The sequence below is a fragment of the Comamonas sp. NyZ500 genome, from assembly GCF_016772095.1.
Classification (GTDB): Bacteria; Pseudomonadota; Gammaproteobacteria; order Burkholderiales; family Burkholderiaceae_C; genus Comamonas; species Comamonas thiooxydans.
Genome location: NZ_JAEIJE010000009.1, coordinates 107,463 through 122,268, shown reverse-complemented (window position 1 = coordinate 122,268; position 14,806 = coordinate 107,463). Strand labels below are relative to the sequence as shown.

General features: G+C 63.1%; 14 protein-coding genes. 1 reads left to right on the top strand and 13 read right to left on the bottom strand.

The genetic code is table 11. The annotated features are described in order from the left end of the window. Positions 1-65: 65 nt before the first annotated feature. The 4 genes from JAO85_RS15120 to arsC all read right to left on the bottom strand — a co-directional run bounded on the left by JAO85_RS15120 (position 66) and on the right by arsC (position 4,486). On the bottom strand, positions 66-470 hold the full coding sequence (locus JAO85_RS15120; protein ID WP_012839717.1) for a hypothetical protein: 405 nt from the start codon (positions 468-470) through the stop codon (positions 66-68). 85 nt (positions 471-555) lie between these two features. Continuing rightward, the gene (locus JAO85_RS15115; RefSeq protein ID WP_202788424.1) at positions 556-2,109 is read right to left on the bottom strand and encodes an ATP-binding cassette domain-containing protein; all 1,554 of its coding nucleotides are present in this window, start codon (positions 2,107-2,109) and stop codon (positions 556-558) included. Between the two features lie 283 nt (positions 2,110-2,392). Further along, positions 2,393-3,934, bottom strand: a complete 1,542-nt coding sequence (locus JAO85_RS15110) for a Do family serine endopeptidase (RefSeq protein ID WP_059440755.1) — start codon at positions 3,932-3,934, stop codon at positions 2,393-2,395. Between the two features lie 171 nt (positions 3,935-4,105). Next, a complete protein-coding gene (gene arsC / locus JAO85_RS15105; protein ID WP_237734857.1) occupies positions 4,106-4,486 on the bottom strand; it encodes an arsenate reductase (glutaredoxin) in 381 nt (126 codons plus the stop codon). A 133-nt stretch (positions 4,487-4,619) separates the two neighbouring features. Here arsC and JAO85_RS15100 point away from each other — a divergent pair, with 133 nt between their 5' ends. After that, the gene (locus JAO85_RS15100) at positions 4,620-5,630 is read left to right on the top strand and encodes a tripartite tricarboxylate transporter substrate binding protein (RefSeq protein ID WP_003071183.1); all 1,011 of its coding nucleotides are present in this window, start codon (positions 4,620-4,622) and stop codon (positions 5,628-5,630) included. Between the two features lie 18 nt (positions 5,631-5,648). On the opposite strand, the gene JAO85_RS15095 is transcribed toward JAO85_RS15100, so the two are convergent. From JAO85_RS15095 to JAO85_RS15055, 9 genes are all read right to left on the bottom strand, one after another. Further along, positions 5,649-7,004: a uracil-xanthine permease family protein gene (locus JAO85_RS15095; RefSeq protein ID WP_003071182.1), complete on the bottom strand. Its 1,356-nt coding sequence runs from the start codon at positions 7,002-7,004 to the stop codon at positions 5,649-5,651. Positions 7,005-7,290: 286 nt separating this feature from the next. Further along, positions 7,291-8,679: an 8-oxoguanine deaminase gene (locus JAO85_RS15090; protein WP_003071180.1), complete on the bottom strand. Its 1,389-nt coding sequence runs from the start codon at positions 8,677-8,679 to the stop codon at positions 7,291-7,293. Between the two features lie 103 nt (positions 8,680-8,782). Further along, on the bottom strand, positions 8,783-9,691 hold the full coding sequence (locus JAO85_RS15085) for a LysR family transcriptional regulator (RefSeq protein WP_034396450.1): 909 nt from the start codon (positions 9,689-9,691) through the stop codon (positions 8,783-8,785). Positions 9,692-9,741: 50 nt separating this feature from the next. Further along, the gene (locus tag JAO85_RS15080) at positions 9,742-10,503 is read right to left on the bottom strand and encodes a 1-acyl-sn-glycerol-3-phosphate acyltransferase (protein ID WP_003071175.1); all 762 of its coding nucleotides are present in this window, start codon (positions 10,501-10,503) and stop codon (positions 9,742-9,744) included. 187 nt (positions 10,504-10,690) lie between these two features. Continuing rightward, entirely contained in the window at positions 10,691-11,983 is a 1,293-nt protein-coding gene (locus JAO85_RS15075) for a dihydroorotase (RefSeq protein WP_034404864.1), read from the bottom strand. Positions 11,984-12,206: 223 nt separating this feature from the next. Then, positions 12,207-13,169 carry an aspartate carbamoyltransferase catalytic subunit gene (locus JAO85_RS15070; protein WP_003051536.1) on the bottom strand — a complete coding sequence of 321 codons (963 nt, stop codon included), beginning with the start codon at positions 13,167-13,169 and terminating at the stop codon, positions 12,207-12,209. A 2-nt stretch (positions 13,170-13,171) separates the two neighbouring features. Next, positions 13,172-13,690 (bottom strand): bifunctional pyr operon transcriptional regulator/uracil phosphoribosyltransferase PyrR, encoded by a 519-nt coding sequence (pyrR, locus tag JAO85_RS15065; protein ID WP_034366447.1) that lies wholly within the window; start codon positions 13,688-13,690, stop codon positions 13,172-13,174. Then, entirely contained in the window at positions 13,687-14,199 is a 513-nt protein-coding gene (gene ruvX, locus JAO85_RS15060) for a Holliday junction resolvase RuvX (RefSeq protein WP_202788423.1), read from the bottom strand. Before ruvX ends, pyrR begins: the two co-directional genes overlap by 4 nt. Further along, complete coding sequence (locus tag JAO85_RS15055) at positions 14,196-14,795, bottom strand: YqgE/AlgH family protein (protein WP_003071169.1); 600 nt, start codon at positions 14,793-14,795, stop codon at positions 14,196-14,198. The genes ruvX and JAO85_RS15055 overlap by 4 nt, the downstream gene beginning before the upstream one ends. Positions 14,796-14,806: the final 11 nt, after the last annotated feature.

Sequence of the window (14,806 nt, the reverse complement as noted above, 5' to 3'; positions counted from 1 at the left end):
AGGCGGCAAGCGAGGCAGCTCCACCCCAAGCGGGCAAGCCGCCACCTCACATGAAGGGCCTCCGGTTACACCGCAGCTTCGATGCCCGGCATCGCCATACGTGCCTTGGTCAATGCCATGCCCAGGTTGGCGGTACGGCGGCAGACAAAGACTGCCACATAGTCGGGCACTGCCTTGCTACGCAGAAAGACGTGAATCAGGTTGTCACTGTTGACGATGATTTCCTGAAAATAGTGGTGACCATCATCGCTGAGGCCGCGCGAACGCTTGAACATGGTCTCGATCATGGAGACATTGGGGCCGTTGAACAGGTCGGCCGTAGCAGCCGCCACCAGATCAATCACCTCACGCGGATGGGAATCCACGGTACGGATCGACAGCAACATGCCCGAAGCAGCATCCACATAACCAGCGGCCAAGCACTCGGGGACCGAAGCCACGGCCTGCGTCAACACAGTATCCAAACTCATTACGCTCTCACTTTCCTATTGCTAATCTTTTGCGTCATGGCCGTTTGCAGTCCGCAGCGCCCATGCTTTGGTGGTCTTGAAAACATCACGCCATCTTTTGCAGCAATGCGTTTTCGAATTCATAAAGAAGCGCTTCCTGTGCCTCGGATTGCACATACTGAGCGTCAATCAATCGCACACGGCGCAGCGCCTCTTCGGCAGTCAGGCCCTCGCGCACCAGCCAGGCGGCAAGCACGGTTCCGGTACGGCCCAATCCTGCAAGACAGTGCACGGCAAGCACCTCTCCACGGCGCAGGGCGACCGACATGCGTGCCAGCAGCATCTGCATCTGTGCCACTGTCGGTGGCTCGTGGTCATAGACCGGCAGGTGAAAGTTCTTGAGCCCATTGCGGGCCAAGGCATCCTGCGGGAAGTCCTTTTCCGTCAGAGTGATCAGCATGGTGACGCCGCAGCGGCTCAAGGCCTTGAGATCGGCGTCCATGTCGTGCACCACGCCCGGCCAGGGCGTACCTGCCAGCCTTCCTGGCACCAGCCAGGAAAATCCGTTCGGGCCGCGGCTGGCTGGCATGGCATTTTCAGCAGCCAGCAGTGGCTGCATTTCCATCAGCACAGCCGCATTCACGATGCGAGGCTGGTAGCGGGTTGCAGAGGACAGACCAGATGCCGCGACCGCTGCCGCTTGCGGCAGTGCAGGCGCAGAGACCGACGTTGGCACAGGCAGCACGGGTTCCAATTTGAAGGGAGCAACGGCCTCACTCACTGCTGCCGAAGATGCCGGCAGGTCGGAAAATTCGGCAATGGCCGCCAAGGCTGCGACAGGCAAGGGAGGTGGCGGCAATACATCGTCGGCCAGCTCATTCAAAGGGGTACCCGGCATGGGGACAGCGCAGCTGCCGGTACGCAGGAATTGCTGACCGGCGGCACTGAGCGGCCGCAGAGTGAACACCGCCATTGCTGCAGCTTCCTGAATATGACCACCTGCGAGCAACATCATCTGCTGGGCAGCAGCCTGGGCATGCTGCTGATGGTGCGTGACGAGCAGCACACTGCACTGCTGGCCGATCTGCTTGATCAAGTCCAGCAACAAAAATGCCTCATAGCCTTCCAGGTCGGCCGTGGGCTCATCCACCATCAACACCGCAGGCCGGGCCCAGGCCTCGCGCAGAATGGCTACGGCGCGTTGCTGCACCGCGCTCAACAGCATGGTGGACTTGTCCAGAGCCTGGGCCAGCTCGGCAAAGCCATAGTGCTGCAGCTGTTCAGTCACCCACCGACGCCACTCCAGTGGCGCACGGTGCTCGGTCCGACGTGCTTTCTCGATCAGAGCATCCAGGGTACTGGCGCGCATAAGCCGGGCATGCTGCTGTACCAGGCGCGGCAAGGCCTGCACGCCGTCGGCGCTCAAAGGCATGTGCAATGGCTGAGCGGCATAGACCACCTGCCCCCAGCTGCGAAAACGCGGATTGACCGCGTTCAGTCCGGCCAGCGTGCGCAGCAGCGTGGATTTTCCTGTACCCGCAGGACCCAGCAATGCGGTTACGCCTGATTGCGGAAGTGTGAAATCCACTTCGGCCAAAACCACGCGTGGACCATATGAAGCGCCCAGGCCTTGCACCTGCAGACTGTGTTGCTGATCCAAAAAATCCTCCCCTCGCAGCGCCTGCTCCGAGGGCCGTCACGATGTATTTGCGGTCACGCCGAATCGCCACCACACGGCGTCAAAAAGACGAATGAATGCTTTGGCCCGGCAGTCTATGGCATTACATCTCTAGAAACTCGTTACCTCTGGAAACATGACAACATCATGTGGAAATCCATCAAATATTCATTTATTCAGATATTTTTTGTTTTAAATCAATAAAAGCAGGGAAGAAAAAACCGCCCCCCTAAGGATGCGGTCTTTCATACGGCAAGGGATCAACTCAACCCAGGCGCACCGGCACAAAGATTTTGTTGCCATCGCGCCAGATCAGCACGGCCACGGTCTTGTCCGCTTTGGCGACTGCGGCCCGCACCTCATCGATATTTCCGGCAGGTGCGCCATTGATGGACAGCAGCACGTCTCCCTGGCTGATACCTGCTGCTGCTGCCGGACCGCTGGCCTGAGCCACCAGCAGGCCGGAGTCCACACCAATCTGCTTTTTTTCCTCAGGCTGCAGGGGGCGCAAAGCCAGCCCCAGCTTTCCCTTGTCAGCGTCCGGAGAGGACTTGGCCACCTTCGCAGCCTTGTCACTGGCATCGCCAAGGGTCGCACTCAGAGTCTGGGATTCACCCTTGCGCCAGACTTCCAGCGTTACCTTCTGCCCCGGCAAGGCCTGGCCGATAAAGGCCGGCAGATCGCCCGAACCAACAACGGGTTTGCCATCCACCTTGCGCACCACATCGCCTGGTTCCAGTCCGGCCTTGGCAGCAGGGCCATTCTTTTCGACACTGGCCACCAATGCACCTTCGGGCCTATCCAGCTTGAAGGAATCGGCAAAGGCCTGATTGACCTCCTGCACACTCACACCCAGCTTGGCATGCTGGGCCTTGCCCGTTGCCTGAATCTGCTGTTGCACACGGGTTGCCAGTTCGATGGGAATCGCAAACGACACCCCTTGATACCCGCCCGAGCGGGTGTAGATCTGGCTGTTGATGCCCACGACCTCGCCCTGTGCGTTGAACAGCGGGCCACCAGAGTTTCCGGGGTTGATCGCCACATCCGTCTGCAGGAAGGGAACAAAGGAATCATCGGGCAGAGAACGTCCCTTGGCACTCACCACGCCAGCCGTCACGCTGTTCTCAAAGCCGAAGGGCGAGCCGATCGCCAACACCCAGTCGCCCACACGCAGCTGGCTGGTCTGGCCCAGCTTGACCGTGGGCAGCCCGGCAGCGTCAATCTTGAGTACCGCCACATCGGTCTTGGGGTCGGCTCCCAGCACCTTGGCCCTGAACTCGCGACGGTCGTTGAGCTTGACCGTCACTTCCTTGGCGCCATGCACCACATGGGCATTGGTCAGAATCACGCCGTCGCTGGAGACGATAAAGCCCGAGCCTTGGCCGCGCATGGGTGTATCAGGCTGCTGCGCACGTGGTCCCATGCCCTGCCCGCCCGGCATTCCAGGAAAGCCGAACTGGCGGAAGAATTCAAGGAAGGGGTCATCGGGGCTGATGCCCTGACCCTGTGGCTGACGTTCGCTGGTCTGGTCGCCTTCATCGTCGCTCATGGCGCGAGAGGAGCCCACCACGCTGATATTGACCACGGCCGCGCCGTTGCGCGCCGTGATATCTGCAAAATTGGGAGCATTTACCGCAGGCAGGTTAAGGGCTGCGGGTTGCGCAACCGCCGCAGATTGCGTCACCTGCGCCTGGGCAGCGCTGCGGGTTCCCACCAGGCTGGCGCCGGTGGCGCCCAGTGCGCCGATCGCACCAGCGGCCACCAGGGCCATGACCAATCGGCGGGGTGTGGAGAGAATTGTGTTCATGGTCATCCTTTCAAAAAAGCACCGGATCGGTGTCGTTGAAGGGAAGTTTGAACGTCCACACTTAGGCGAGACTTAGACGCTTGCGGTATTCACCAATGCGCCTGAACCAGAAGCTGCTTGCATCGGCAGCTCAAGGAGTTCAGGCCATTTTCAATCTGCAACCCACCTCGCTCAGATCAGCTCCAGCACCAGCTCCGGCGGGCGACAAAGCTTGGCCCCCTTGGGAGTGACCACAATGGGTCGATTGAGCAGCACCGGATACGCAGCCACGGCCTGAATCAGCTGGACATCACTGACCGCTGCGTTGTCCAGACCCAGTTCCTTGAACTGAGCTTCCTTGGTACGCAGCAAGTCACGCACCGAAACGCCCAGGTGTGCCACCAGCTCTGCCAACTCTGGCGCCGTCAGCGGCGTGGCGATGTAATCGACGATATTGGGCTCGATACCATGCTCGCGCAGCAGCGCCAGCGCGCCGCGCGAATTGCTGCAGCGGCTGTTGTGAAAAATGGTGATGTCAGGGCGATTCACGGGGGTGTCTGTACTTGTAGTCATGACTGCAGTGTAGCGAGCCTGTACCTGTCCAAGGCTTGGCAGGCAGTCACTGCATAGCAGCTATGCCGGCTGCGCCAGAGCCAGGCAGAGCGCCATCTCATAGACTGTCTGCAAAACATCATGAGGAGACAATATGCCCGCTTTCACCGCACGTGAACCCTTCACTCTGAACCGTCGCCAATGGAGCCAATGGGCTGCGGCTACCACCTTGGGCAGTCTGACCGGTACTGCTCTGGCACAGGACTCGAAGTACCCCAGCAAGGCCATACGCATGGTCATTCCGTTCACGCCCGGCGGCTCCGCCGACATTCTGGGTCGCGCCATAGGTCATGAGCTGACGACTGCCTGGGGCCAGAGCGTGGTGCCGGAAAACGTCGCCGGCGCAGGCGGCAGCATTGGCGCGGACCGCGTGGCAAAGGCCAGTGCCGATGGCTACACACTGCTCATGGGTCATGTCGGCACGCTGGCCGTTACACCCACGCTCTACCCCAAGCTGCCTTACGACCCTATCAAGAGCTTTACGCCTCTGGCCTGGGTGGCGCGTGTGCCCAACGTGCTGGTCGTGCATCCATCGCTGCCGGTCAATGATCTGGCATCGTTCATCAGCTACGCCAAGGCCAACCCGGGCGCAGTGAATTTCAGCTCGGGGGGCAACGGCAGTGCCGCGCATATGACCATGGCCTATCTGAGCCTGCAAGCCGGGCTGAAGATGCAGCATGTGCCCTACAAGGGCACGGCACCGGCCGTCAATGACCTGGTGGCAGGTCAGGTTCAGGCCTTGTTCACCGGCATCCCTGCCGTGCTGGCCCAAATTCGCTCCGGCCAGATCAAGGCCATTGCCGTTTCATCACCTCAGCGCATCCCTGCACTACCCAATGTGCCTACCGTGGCCGAAGCAGGCTTGCCCGGCTTTGAGGCCGACCAATGGTATGGCGTGGTCGGTCCTGCCAATATGCCCGCCGACGTGGTCGCCAGGATCAATCAGCAGATCAATGCCTCGCTCCGAAGCCCCGCCATCCTCGAGCGTCTGCAAAGCGAAGGCGCCCAGCCCATGCCCAGCACGCCCAAGGTCTTTGCCGACCTCATCGTCAAGGACCTCGCGCGCTGGCGCAAGGTCATCATCGACAGCAAGATGACGCTTTAAGCGCCCAGGGCCTGCGCTTCAGGCTGCGGCGGAACTGGTTGCAACCGGGGCTGCCGTTGCGGACTCCAGCTCTTCCTCGTGGGCATCAAACTCACGCCCCGGCAGCAGCAGATTCAGGCCCACGGCCACCAGCGCCCCCACGGTAATACCCGAGCCGAACACCTCGCGCACAAAGGCAGGCATCTTGGAGAGCAGATCGGGGCGCACCGTCACGGCCAGACCGCAGCCCAGCGAGACTGCAATGATCAGGCCGCTGCGACGCGTCTGCTCTGCGCCGCTGAGCATGCGGATGCCCGCCAGGATGATCATGGCAAACATCATCAGGCCCGCACCGCCGAGCACTGGCTGGGGAATCGTCACGACCAGCGCTCCCAGCACCGGAAACAGACCGGCCAGCAACAGCATCACGCCGGTCAGCATCACCACATGGCGGCTGGCCACGCCGGTGAGCGAAACCACGCCCACGTTCTGCGCGAAAGTGGAGACCGGAGGACTCGACATCAAGGCGGCAAAGGCCGAACCCACGCCGTCGCAGAGCATGCCGCTGGACAGGCGCTTGCCACGGATCGGCGTCTGTGTTGCCGCCCCCAGGGCCATGAAAGTACCCGTGGTCTCGACAATGGTCACGAGAAAGGCAATGGACATGGCAACGATGCCCGATACCGGAAAGCTCATGCCGAAATGCAGCGGCTGGGGAATCGCGAAGATCGGCGCCTCACGCACCTGGGTGAAATCGATCAAGCCCAGGGCCAGGCACAGCAGATAGCCGCAGGCAATGCCCAGAACCACGGCCGATGCCGAGATCACGCCCTTGCCCCATTGCACAAAGCCGATCACCAGCGCCAGCACAAAGCCCGCAATCGCCAGATTACCCACGGCGCCATAGCTGCCGCTGCCCACACCGCCTGCGGCCCAGTCCACGGCGACGGGCGTGAGCGACAGCCCGATCATGGTCACAACCACGCTGGTCACGGTATGCGGAAAGAAGCGACGGATCACAGGCATGAAGAAGCTGCCGACGATCATCACCAGCGAGCCCACGAGCGAAGAGCCCAGGATGCCGGGCACACCATGCTCCAGTCCCACGCTGATGCCCGCGCCGACAAAGGCAAAACTGGTACCCATCACGCAGGGCAGGCGTATGCCGACAGGTCCTACGCCACGGCACTGGATGATGGTGACGATGCCCGAGCCCAGCAGCGCCGCATTGACCAGGGCCACGATCTGGTCGGCCGGCAGCTTGAGCGCACCGCCGAACACCAGCGGCACGGCGATGATGCCGCCCAGCGCGGCGAGCAGATGCTGCAGCGAAAGCAGCGTGGTGGTGATGAGGCTGGGCGGACGGTCTTCCACCCCGTAAAGCAGCTTTTCCATGGTCTTGTCTCCTGTTTTTTAGGTATGCAATCGCCGGGGAATAGGCTTCCCCGCGAAGGCCACAAGACTAAGCACGCAACCGGGAGCTCTCATATGCCGTTGCCGATACAGCCCATGCGCGGCGCCGTATAGCTTGTCCAGCATCGAGAAAGAATTTCTGGCACTCCAAGTCACCTGACACCAGTCCCGAGCCCACTTTCCTTCCAGTGCCACAAAGGCTTGGAATCTCTCTCACACCGATGTCCGGCCATCGCAATGGACCCACGATGGCCGTCACCGAAAAGTCTCAATGTCCTGCTGCGGCTCGCTCGAACAGGCTGCGCGCAAGATGGCGGTGCTGGCCCAGCACCACGGGCAGGTCGGCGGTCAGCAGACGCCCGTCCTCGACCACCACACGCCCGTTGATGACGCTGCTGGACACATTGGCCGGCGTGCAGAACACCAGCGCTGCCACGGGGTCGTGGCCGGCACCCGCATAGCCGACGTCTTCCATGTCGAAGGCCACGAAGTCGGCAGACATGCCCGGAGCCAGTGCGCCGATGTCATCGCGGTTGAGTACGCGCGCACCGCCCAGCGTGGCGATCTCCAGCGCCTCTCGGGCACTCATGGCCGCCGGGCCGTAGCCCACGCGCTGCAGCAGCATGGCCTGGCGCGCCTCGCCCAGCATGTGGGCACCGTCGTTCGATGCGCTGCCGTCCACCCCCAGGGCCACGGACACGCCGGCATCGCGCATGCTGCGGATGGGTGCGATGCCCGATGCCAGGCGCATGTTGGAGCATGGACAGTGCGCCACACCGGTGCCGGTGCGCGCAAACAGCGCAATGCCTTCGGGATCGAGCTTGACGCAATGCGCATGCCAGACGTCGCGCCCCACCCAGCCCAGGTCCTCGGCGTATTGCGCCGGGGTCAGGCCGAACTTCTCGCGCGAGAAGGCCACGTCGTTGTCGTTCTCGGCCAGATGGGTGTGCAGCGAGACGCCGTGCGCACGCGCAAGCACCGCCGATTCGCGCATCAGATCACGCGTCACCGAGAACGGCGAACATGGGGCCAGAACCACGCGCAGCATGGAGTGGCGCGAGCCGTCGTGGTATTGCTGGATCAGGCGCAGGCTGTCGCGCAAGATGGCCTCTTCCTCCTCCACCACCACATCGGGTGGCAGGCCGCCCTTGCTGCGGCCCAGGCTCATGGAGCCGCGCGCGGCGTGAAAGCGCATGCCCATCTGCTGCGCAGCCGCAATGGAATCGTCCAGGCGCGAGCCATTGGGAAACAGGTACAGGTGGTCGCTGGTGGTGGTGCAACCCGACAGCATGAGCTCGGCCATGGCGGTCTGGGTCGAGACATGGATCATCTCGGGCGTCAGATGCGACCACAGCATGTAGAGGTTCTGCAGCCACGAGAACAGCTCGGCATCCTGGGCGGCCGGCACGGCACGCGTCAGGCTCTGGTACATGTGGTGGTGGGTGTTGACCAGGCCCGGCGTCACGACCTTGCCGCGCATGTCCAGCACGCGCGCCTGGCCCTCGTCGGCCATGCGGCGGTATTGCGCCGGCAGCTCGGCCGTTGCCCCCACCCACAGCAGGGCCGGGCCGTCCGCCACCAGCGCACCGTCCTTGATCTCGCGGCGTTGCGCATCCATGGTGACCAGTACGTCGGCATTCAGGGCAATCAGGGTCATGGGTTTCTTCCTCTCTAAACAAGAAGCGCAAGTCTAGAGAGGCACCCCAGCGCGCGATAGCGCTGAATTCAGCCAAGCATGTCCACAAAATGTGGACAGTGAATCAGTGTTTTCTGGCGTAGAGCCGCGCCAGCGCGGATTCGATGCTTGCCGCCATGAGCTCGGCAGCGGCACTCAGCTCCGCGCCCTTGCGCACGAACAGCATCAGGGTCTGGCGCTGCAGATGCGCATCGCGCAGAGGCACGAAGCTCAGCGAGCCGCGATCCAGCTCCTCCAGTACATCCAGAGCGTTGAGCAAGGCAATGCCCTCGCCCAGCATGACCAGGCGCTGTATCAAGGCCATGGAGGTGGACTCGGCCACCGGCGTCACCTCGATGGCACTGCGCGCGAAGGCTTCGTTGAGCAGACTGCGTATGGTCAGGGCCGGTGCCGGCAGAATCAGCGGATGACCCACGCATTCGCTGAGCAGCAGCGACGAATGCTGGGCCAGCGGGTGCTTGACCGGCAGGACGGCTCCGATCTGCCATTCGCTGGCCGCCAGCATGCGCAAACCGGGTCTGGGCGTGAGATCGTAGGCAAGGCCCAGGTCCACCTCTCCGGCCTCCACGGCAGACACAATGGCCTGCGTTGGCAGGTCGATGACACGCACGACCATCCCCGGATGGCTGCTGCGAAAGTCATGCACCAGCGATGGCAGCAAGGAGCCCGCCAGGCCCGATGTCGCCGCCACAGTGATCTCGCCACGCCGCATGCCCTTGAAGTCGGCAATGCGCTCGCGCAGCGCTGCATGTTCGCGCAAGGTGCTTCGCACATGGGTCAGCACCATCTCACCCAGGGGCGTCAGACGCAGGCGATTGTGGATGCGGTCGAACAGCGGCGCTCCCAGCTCGGCCTCCAGATCGAGAATCTGCCGGTTCACGGCCGTGGGAGCCACATGCAGGTGCTCGGCCGCCTTGCGGATGGAGCCGCGGCGAACCACTTCATCGAGATAGCGCAAAACTCTGGCGTGCATGCGCGCAGCCTACAGGGTTTGACTGGACGCGCAAAGCGCCGGCACAGCGCCTAGTTCTGGCGCAGCCTGTCCACCTCGGTGTGCAAGTCCTTGGCCCAGGCACGGCGGTCGCGCCCTTGTGCGCTCTGCGCCTCGCCATAGTGCACCACGGCAATCAGCTGCTCCGAACAAAGCACGCGCCAGATGGAGCCCAGCAAGGTCTCATCCCCGACATAGGTTGCGGCATAGCTGGTGCTGCCTGTCTTGCCATCGACAAAGCGCAGCCCCACGGGCTGTACCGGCGCATCGCATTGCACGGCGGCTTCGAGCAGATTTGAGTGAAACGAGAGCAGGCTGCGTCCATCGCCCGTCGTTCCTTCGGGAAAGACGGCAAGGATTTCGCCGCGCTTGAAGGCCTCTTCCATGGCACCTACCATGCGCACCGCATCGCGGCGCGAGCTGCGCTGGATGTAGAGCGTGCCCGCTGCCGTCGCCAGCGTGCCGATGATGGGCCAGCCCTTGACGTCGGATTTGGAGATGAAGCGGCAATGGCGCGCCGCGTGCAGCAGCGGAATATCGAGCCAGGAGATATGGTTGCTGACCATCAGCACCGGTCCTTTGGCTGGCGGCAGGCCCTTGACCTGCAGTTGCACCCCGGCGCGCAGCAGCAGCGTTGCAGCCCAGGCCTGCACATGCTCGTGCTGCTGCAGGTAGTGCAGCTGCGGAAAGCGAAACGCCACGATCCAGGCGCCCTTGGCCACATGGGCCAGCAGACGCAGTCCGCGCCATACCGCACGCGAGCCGGTTTTGATTTTGTGCAAGCCGTTTGCCATGATTCTCAAACAGTGTAGCGGCTCGTTGTGACTCAGTTGCTGCAACTTGAAACCGGCAAGCGCCTAAGACTGGCGCAATGCAAAGTCAGAGGCACCGAGGAAGCGCCGCCGCGCACCGAGGGTGTCGTCCCCCTCCCGATGCAACGCATCGAGAGAGGGGGAAGCGGCAAAGCCGCTCAGGGGGAGCCTATCGTTGATAAGCGACAGCGCCGTCAACGATAGTCGTTACCACGCGCGCAGGCAGTTCATAGCCGTTGAATGGCGTGCTCTTGCCCTGGCTTTGCAGCGCCTTGGGATCGACCGTCCACTCCGCCTCGGGGTCGACGATGCACAGATCTGCCACGCCGCCCACCTTGAGCTGCCCCAGCAGGGACTGCTGCTCGCCCAGGGCGCTACCCAACACGGCCACGGGAGCCGAAGTCACGACAGCCAGTGCGCGGTTCAGCGGCACCTTGTAGTCGCGGCTCCACTTCACGGCAATGGACAGCAGCAGCTCCACGCCGGTCGCACCGGGTTCGGCTTCGGCAAAAGGCAGCACCTTGGCGTCTTCGTCCACCGGGCAGTGATCGGAAACCAGCGCATCGATGGTGCCGTCCGCCAGTGCAGCAGATAGCGCATCGCGGTCGCGCTGCTGGCGCAGCACGGGCACCACACGGGCGCTGCTGTCGAAGTAGCCGATGTCGTTCTCGGTCAGCAGCAGCGAGTTGATGGACACGTCGGCGGTCACGTTCAGGCCTTCGGCCTTGGCTCGGCGCACCAGCTCCACGCCGGCGGCGCTGGAGATGCGGCACAGGTGAACCCGGGTCTGCGAACCACGGATCAGCTCGAAGATGGTGTGCAGCGCAATCGTCTCTGCCGCCACGGACACCCCGGCCAGACCCATGCGGGTGGCCAGCGCGCCGCTGGCGGCCACGCCCCTGCCCAGATCCTTGTCCTGCGGGCGCAGCCACACGGCATAGCCAAAGGTGTTGGCATAGCTCAGTGCACGGCTCAGCGTGGTGATGCTGGACAGCGGCACATCCGCCTGGCCGAAGGCCACGCAGCCGGACTCGGTCAGCTCGGCCATCTCGGTCAGCGTTTCACCCTTGAGTCCCACGGTCAGCGCGCCCATGGGGAACAAACGCGACTTGTGCTGCTTCTCGGCACGGAACTTGAGCATTTCCACCAGACCCTGCTCGTCGAGCACGGGTTCGGTATCGGGCGGGCAGACCAGGCTGGTCACGCCACCGGCCACGGCAGCCGCCATCTCGGACTGCAGCATGCCTTCATGCTCGTGACCGGGCTCGCGCAGGCGCACGGCCAGGTCCACCAGACCGGGCAGCACCCACTGGCCGGAGGCGTCGATTTCACGCTCGGCCACAAAACCTTCGGGCACCGTGCCAATGGCGGCGATCATGCTGCCATCGATGGCGATATCGGCCTGCTGGTCGAAACCTCGTGCCGGGTCCATCACCCGGCCATTGCGAATCAGAATCTTCATGGTTTGGCACCAAATTGGCTGCTAGCCCTTGCCACACAAGCGCTAGAAGCTACAAAAAACATATTGAACCCAATGCCACCCTGCCCTGTGTACCGGCCCGCTGTCGCATGAGACGCCAAGCAAGAGCCGCCTCGCGGCGAGGGCGTCGTCCCCCTTCCCGCAGCAGCGCTGCGAGAGAAGGGGGAAGCGGCCCAGCCGCTCAGGGGGATGGCCTGATGTTCCATCAGGCTTCGTTACCCGCGACGATCGACATGACCGCCATGCGCACGGCGATACCGAAGGTCACCTGCGACAGGATCACGGCCTGCGGGCCATCCACCACGGCGGAGTCGATCTCCACGCCGCGGTTGATGGGGCCGGGGTGCATGACGATGGCATCGGGCTTGGCCAGCTCCAGGCGCTTTTCGGTCAGGCCGAAGCTCTTGAAGTATTCCTGGCTCGAAGGCAGCAGCGCGCCACTCATGCGCTCGTTCTGCAGACGCAGCATGATGATGACGTCGCAGTCCTTGATGCCTTCCTCCAGATTGTGGAAGACGCGCACACCCATGCTGGCCATGTCCGAGGGCACCAGGGTACGCGGGCCGACCACGCGCACCTCGGCAGCGCCGAGTGTGGTCAGGGCGTGGATGTCCGAGCGCGCCACGCGCGAGTGCAGCACGTCGCCCACGATGGCCACGCGCAGATTGGAGAAATCCTGCTTGTAGTGGCGGATGGTGTACATGTCCAGCAGACCCTGGGTGGGGTGGGCATGGCGGCCGTCGCCGGCATTGACCACATGCACATGGGGCGCCACATGTTTGGCGATCAGATAGGGAGCGCCCGACTCGCTGTGGCGCACGACAAAGATGTCGGCCGCCATGGCCGAGAGGTTGTCGATGGTGTCCAGCAGGGTCTCGCCCTTGCTGGCCGAGCTGCGCGCGATGTCCAGGTTGAAGACGTCGGCCGACAGGCGCTTGGCCGCAATCTCGAAGGTGGTGCGGGTACGCGTGCTGTTCTCGAAGAACAGATTGAACACGCTCTTGCCACGCAGCAGAGGCACCTTCTTGACTTCACGGTCGTTGACGCTGACGAAGTTGCTGGCCGTGTCGAGAATCTGGGTCAGGATGTCCTTGGACAGGCCTTCGGTGGAGAGCAGGTGGATCAGCTCGCCGTTCTTGTTGAGTTGGGGGTTGCGCTTGTACAGCACGATCAGGCCTCTTGAATGCGGAAGTGGAAAACACCGCTCTCGTCGCGCGCCAGCGCCAGGGAACGGTCGGCCGGCAGCGCCACGCGCGCTGCGGCAAAGTCGGCCTGGATGGGCAGCTCGCGCCCTCCCCGGTCCACCAGGACGGCCAGTCGCACGCTGGCGGGACGGCCGTAGTCATAGAGTTCGTTGAGCACGGCGCGCACGGTGCGGCCGGTGTAGAGCACATCGTCGAGCACCAGCACATCGGCGCCGTTCACATCGAAGGCGATCTGGGTCTGGGCGCTGGAAGCCATGCCGCGCTGGGCAAAATCGTCGCGGTGCAGCGAGGAAGACAGCACGCTGGGCTTGCCCTTGAGGTTCAGATCCTTGTGCAGGCGCTCGACCAGCCAGGCACCGCCCGAGGTGATGCCCGCCAGACGGGTATTGGGGCCCATGATGCGCTGCACGCCGCGCAGCAGCTCGCTATACAGGGCTTCGGCGTCCAGGATCAGGCTGCCCTGACCTGCAATGGTTTCACTCATGGGAGACTCCTCAAAAACTGTTCAAGAATGATGCAGGCCGAAGCCGCGTCGGCGTCGCGTGCGCCACCCGCCAGGGCTTCGGTCGTGCTGTAGCGTTCGTCCACCTCGTACACCGGCAGCTTGAAGCGACTTCTGAGCTGGCGGCCGAATTTCAGGGCCCGGGCCGTGTTCTCGTGCGCCGCGCCATCGGGGTGGTAGGGCACGCCTATCACCAGGGCATTGGGCTGCCACTCGCGGATCAGCTTTTCCACCGCGGCCAGGCGTGCATCCGCCGCTTCGGCCTTGATGGTGGGCAGCGGGTTGGCGCCGCCCAGCACGCGGTTGCCCGAGGCGCAGCCCGTGCGCTTGATGCCGAAGTCAAAGCCCAGGAACTGCTGGAAATGGGCCGGAACCTGCGGCTTTTGCGGTGCTGGCGCTGCTGCAGGCCTGGCAGCCGTATTTTCGGCCGAGGAAAAAGTCGAGGAAAAGGCCGCATCGGCGGCCTTGTTGGAAGAGGAAATATCGTTCATGCGCGACCCGACTCTGGGGACAACATCCAGCGCTGCAGACCCAGCAGGCCCAGAGCGCGGTCATAGCGCTCGTCCACCGGGGTGCTGAAGATCACCTCGGGGTCGGCTTCCACGGTCAGCCAGGCGTTTTCGCCGATTTCGGATTCGAGCTGGCCTTCATCCCAGGAGGAATAGCCCAGCGTGACCAGCACGCGCCTGGGGCCGGCACCGTCCGACAGGGCTTCGAGCACATCCTTGGACGTGGTCATCTCCAGACCGCCTGGAATGGTCATGGTCGAGGCATAGGCCGATTCGTTCTCGGGTGCGCCTTCGATGACCATGGGCTCATGCAGCACAAAGCCGCGATCGGTCTGCACCGGGCCACCGGTAAAGACCTGCTGGTCGCGCAAATCATCGCGCTTGAGACCCAAATCCACTTTTTGCAGCAGGCCTTGCAGGCTGAGCTTGGAGGGCTTGTTGATAATCAGACCGAGCGCGCCACGCTCGCTATGCTCGCACAGGTAGACAACGCTGCGCGAAAACGACTCATCTTCCAGGCCGGGCATGGCAATCAGGAAGTGGTGCGTCAAGTTGATAGGCGCAGATTCTGCAGACATGCAGCGATTTT

Bases quoted from the DNA above. Each gene is read 5' to 3' on its own strand.
- JAO85_RS15080 (WP_003071175.1), bottom strand. From the start codon at position 10,503: ATGGCAAACGGCTTGCACAAAATCAAAACCGGCTCGCGTGCGGTATGG.
- JAO85_RS15100 (WP_003071183.1), top strand. From the start codon at position 4,620: ATGCCCGCTTTCACCGCACGTGAACCCTTCACTCTGAACCGTCGCCAA.
- JAO85_RS15075 (WP_034404864.1), bottom strand. From the start codon at position 11,983: ATGAAGATTCTGATTCGCAATGGCCGGGTGATGGACCCGGCACGAGGT.
- JAO85_RS15120 (WP_012839717.1), bottom strand. From the start codon at position 470: ATGAGTTTGGATACTGTGTTGACGCAGGCCGTGGCTTCGGTCCCCGAG.
- arsC (WP_237734857.1), bottom strand. From the start codon at position 4,486: ATGACTACAAGTACAGACACCCCCGTGAATCGCCCTGACATCACCATT.
- JAO85_RS15055 (WP_003071169.1), bottom strand. From the start codon at position 14,795: ATGTCTGCAGAATCTGCGCCTATCAACTTGACGCACCACTTCCTGATT.
- JAO85_RS15095 (WP_003071182.1), bottom strand. From the start codon at position 7,004: ATGGAAAAGCTGCTTTACGGGGTGGAAGACCGTCCGCCCAGCCTCATC.
- JAO85_RS15090 (WP_003071180.1), bottom strand. From the start codon at position 8,679: ATGACCCTGATTGCCCTGAATGCCGACGTACTGGTCACCATGGATGCG.
- pyrR (WP_034366447.1), bottom strand. From the start codon at position 13,690: ATGAGTGAAACCATTGCAGGTCAGGGCAGCCTGATCCTGGACGCCGAA.
- ruvX (WP_202788423.1), bottom strand. From the start codon at position 14,199: ATGAACGATATTTCCTCTTCCAACAAGGCCGCCGATGCGGCCTTTTCC.
- JAO85_RS15085 (WP_034396450.1), bottom strand. From the start codon at position 9,691: ATGCACGCCAGAGTTTTGCGCTATCTCGATGAAGTGGTTCGCCGCGGC.
- JAO85_RS15110 (WP_059440755.1), bottom strand. From the start codon at position 3,934: ATGAACACAATTCTCTCCACACCCCGCCGATTGGTCATGGCCCTGGTG.